This window comes from Streptomyces phytophilus (assembly GCF_013870535.1).
In the GTDB taxonomy this organism is placed as follows: Bacteria; Actinomycetota; Actinomycetes; order Streptomycetales; family Streptomycetaceae; genus Streptomyces; species Streptomyces phytophilus.
Genome location: NZ_JACBXC010000547.1, coordinates 1 through 3,931, shown reverse-complemented (window position 1 = coordinate 3,931; position 3,931 = coordinate 1). Strand labels below are relative to the sequence as shown.

Sequence of the window (3,931 nt, the reverse complement as noted above, 5' to 3'; positions counted from 1 at the left end):
CTCGGGCCCGGCCGTGCGGCCGACGCCGGCGGAGCCCACCAGCGCGCCGCTCTCCAGGTCGGTGAGAACCAGGTCGTACTGCCGGTCCTCGCGCCAGCCCGCCGGGATGATCTTCAGTACGTACTCCTCGGCGTGCGCCCGCTCGTACGGCGAGGGGACCGGCAACCAGCGCTGGATGCCGGGGTCCTGGCAGGCGGCCAGGACGGCGTCCACGTCACCGGGCTCCGCGGGGCGCAGCAGCAGGCGGTCGGTGACCAGCGTGATCGGGTCCATGGTGAAGATTGTCCGCTTCCCGGGCGGGCCGCGCCAGCAGCACAGTTGGACACCCCGTGCACTGTCGGACACTCACCGCGACGGCCGGAGCGGCGGGCGCGGCGGGGAGGCGGGAGCAGTCCTGGCGGCCCGTACGGTGCCTAAGGCGCCGACGGCGCCGGGAGATACGGCAGCCGCGACTCCAGCCCCACGTCGGAGGGCAGCAGCGACGCCACCCAGGCGTCCCGCCGCGTGCCGTGGTTGACGAACCACGACCGCAGCGTGCCCTCCATCGTGAACCCCGCCCGCAGCGCGACCGCCCGCGACGCCTCGTTGCCCACCTCGGCGAACCACTCCACCCGGTCGATGCCCACCTCAGTGAACGCCCACCGCACCACGGCGTCGACCGCCTCCGCCGTGTACCCCCGCCGCCGCTGCTCCGGCGCCGTCCAGTAGCCCAGCTCCGCGACGCGCTCCGCGTGCCGCGACGGCGTGAAGCCGACGAGTCCCATCGAGCCCACCAGCGCCCCGCCGTCGCGGCTGAAGACGCCGAAGTTGTACATCGTGTCCTCGCGCCAGCCCGCCGGGCCGACCTTGAGGACGAAGTCCTCCGCGTGCGCGCGCCCGTACGGCGACGGCACGCGCGTCCAGCGCTGCACGCCGGGGTCCTGGCACGCCGCCAGGACGGCGTCGATGTCGCGGGCTTCCATGGGCCGCAGCAGCAGCCGGTCGGTATCCAGTGTGACGGGTTCCATTCCGGGATTCTCCGCCCGCGCTCCCCGTCCCGCCATGGCTTTTCCGCCTGTGAACCCCCGGCCGCGCGACCCCCTCGGGGCGGGCCTCGGGGGCCTTTGCGGCACTTTCCGCGGGGTTCCGCCGTTGACACGTACGGTGACGGCACCTAACGTCCCTGGGCTGGACCTCCCGGGGTGCCCGCGTCCTCGCATACGATGGCCGGTGCGGCCGTGGGCTCCGCGAGGCCCGAGAGGAGCCCCAGAGGACAGGGGCCGCACCAGCGCACCCGACCGTGCCAGGCCCGACCGGCAAGGAGCCAGCCCAAAGTGTCCGTCTTCGGAAAGATCATGCGCGCAGGCGAAGGAAAGATCCTGCGCAAGCTCAACCGCATCGCGGACCAGGTCAACTCCATCGAAGAGGACTTCACCGACCTCACCGATGCCGAGCTGCGCGCACTGACCGAGGAATACAAGCAGCGGTACGAGGACGGCGAGTCCCTCGAAGACATCATGCCCGAGGCGTTCGCCACCGTCCGCGAGGCGGCCAACCGGATCCTCGGCGAGCGGCACTACGACGTCCAGATCATGGGCGGCGCGGCGCTGCACGCGGGCTATGTGGCGGAGATGAAGACCGGCGAGGGCAAGACCCTGGTCGGCACGCTGCCCGCGTACCTCAACGCGATCTCCGGCAAGGGCGTGCACATCGTCACGGTCAACGACTACCTGGCGCAGCGCGACTCCGAGTGGATGGGCCGCGTCCACCGCTTCCTCGGCCTGTCGGTCGGCTGCATCCTCGCCAACATGCCGCCGGCGCAGCGCCGCGAGCAGTACAAGTGCGACATCACCTACGGGACGAACAACGAGTTCGGCTTCGACTACCTGCGCGACAACATGGCGTGGTCGAAGGACGAGCTGGTGCAGCGCGGCCACAACTTCGCGATCGTGGACGAGGTCGACTCGATCCTCATCGACGAGGCCCGCACGCCGCTGATCATCTCCGGCCCCGCCGACCAGGCCACCAAGTGGTACGCGGACTTCGCCAAGCTCGTCACCCGGCTGTCCAAGGGCGAGCCGGGCGACCCGCGCCTCGGCAAGCAGGAGACCGGCGACTACGACGTGGACGAGAAGAAGCGGACCGTCGCCATCCATGAGGCGGGCGTCGCCAAGGTGGAGAACTACCTGGGCATCGACAACCTCTACGAGTCCGTGAACACCCCCCTGGTCGGCTATCTCAACAACGCCATCAAGGCCAAGGAGCTGTTCAAGAAGGACAAGGACTACGTCGTCATGAACGGCGAAGTCATGATCGTCGACGAGCACACGGGCCGTATCCTCGCCGGCCGCCGCTACAACGAGGGCATGCACCAGGCGATCGAGGCCAAAGAGGGCGTCGACATCAAGGACGAGAACCAGACGCTCGCCACGATCACCCTGCAGAACTTCTTCCGCCTCTACAAGCGCCACGACCGCGACGGCAACGAAGAGCCGGGCCTGGCGGGCATGACCGGTACGGCCATGACCGAGGCCGCCGAGTTCCAGCAGATCTACAAGCTCGGCGTGGTGCCCATCCCCACGAACCGGCCGCTGGCGCGCATGGACCAGTCCGACCTGATCTACCGCACGGAGGAGGCGAAGTTCTCCGCCGTCGTCGACGACATCTCGGAGAAGTACGAGAAGGGCCAGCCGGTGCTGGTCGGCACGACGTCGGTGGAGAAGTCGGAGTACCTCTCGCAGCAGCTCAGCAAGCGCGGCGTACCGCACGAGGTGCTCAACGCCAAGCAGCACGACCGTGAGGCCGTGATCGTCGCGCAGGCCGGCCGCCGCGGCGCGATCACCGTCGCCACGAACATGGCCGGCCGCGGCACCGACATCAAGCTCGGCGGCAACCCCGAGGACCTCGCCGAGGCCGACCTGCGTCAGCAGAACCTGGACCCGGTCGAGCACTCCGAGCAGTGGGCGGCGCTGCTGCCGGCCGCGCTGGAGAAGGCGGAGGCGGCGGTCAAGGCCGAGTACGAGGAGGTCAAGGACCTCGGCGGGCTCTATGTGCTGGGCACCGAGCGGCACGAGTCGCGGCGCATCGACAACCAGCTGCGCGGCCGCTCCGGCCGCCAGGGCGACCCCGGCGAGTCCCGCTTCTACCTCTCCCTCGGCGACGACCTGATGCGGCTGTTCAAGGCGCAGCTGGTGGAGCGCGTCATGTCGATGGCCAACGTGCCCGACGACGTGCCGATCGAGAACAAGATGGTCACCCGCGCCATCGCCTCGGCCCAGTCGCAGGTCGAGCAGCAGAACTTCGAGACGCGCAAGAACGTCCTGAAGTACGACGAGGTCATGAACCGCCAGCGCGAGGTCATCTACGGCGAGCGCAAGCGGGTGCTGGAGGGCGAGGACCTGCACGAGCAGGTGCGCCACTTCATGGACGACACCATCGACGCCTACATCCAGGCCGAGACCGTCGAGGGCTTCGCCGAGGAGTGGGACCTCGACCGGCTGTGGCGCGCCTTCAAGCAGCTCTACCCCGTCTCCGTGACGGTCGAGGAGCTGGAGGAGGCCGCGGGCGACCGCGCGGGCATCACCCCCGAGTTCATCGAGGACATGGTCAAGGAGGACGTCCGTACGCAGTACGCCAAGCGCGAGGAGCAGCTCGGCCCGGAGATCATGCGGGAGCTGGAGCGCCGGGTCGTGCTGTCGGTGCTGGACCGCAAGTGGCGTGAGCACCTCTACGAGATGGACTACCTCCAGGAGGGCATCCAGCTGCGTGCGATGGCGCAGAAGGACCCGCTGGTGGAGTTCCAGCGTGAGGGCTTCGACATGTTCAACGCCATGATGGACGGCATCAAGGAGGAGTCCGTCGGCTACCTGTTCAACCTGGAGGTCCAGGTCGAGCAGCAGGTCGAGGAGGTCCCGGTGCAGGACGCGGCGCCCGCCGACGCCGCGCCGCAGGA

The 3,931-nt window shown here is 69.2% G+C and carries 3 protein-coding genes; 1 reads left to right on the top strand and 2 read right to left on the bottom strand.

Features of this window, described 5'->3' with window-relative positions:
• Positions 1-273 (bottom strand): GNAT family N-acetyltransferase (locus H5J30_RS21030; protein ID WP_181788949.1); only part of this gene is annotated, 273 nt, incomplete at its 3' end.
• 140 nt (positions 274-413) lie between these two features.
• The gene (locus H5J30_RS21025) at positions 414-1,007 is read right to left on the bottom strand and encodes a GNAT family N-acetyltransferase (protein WP_181788948.1); all 594 of its coding nucleotides are present in this window, start codon (positions 1,005-1,007) and stop codon (positions 414-416) included.
• Positions 1,008-1,313: 306 nt separating this feature from the next.
• On the opposite strand from H5J30_RS21025, the gene secA reads away from it, so the two are divergent.
• Positions 1,314-3,931 (top strand): preprotein translocase subunit SecA (secA, locus tag H5J30_RS21020; protein ID WP_181788947.1); only part of this gene is annotated, 2,618 nt, incomplete at its 3' end.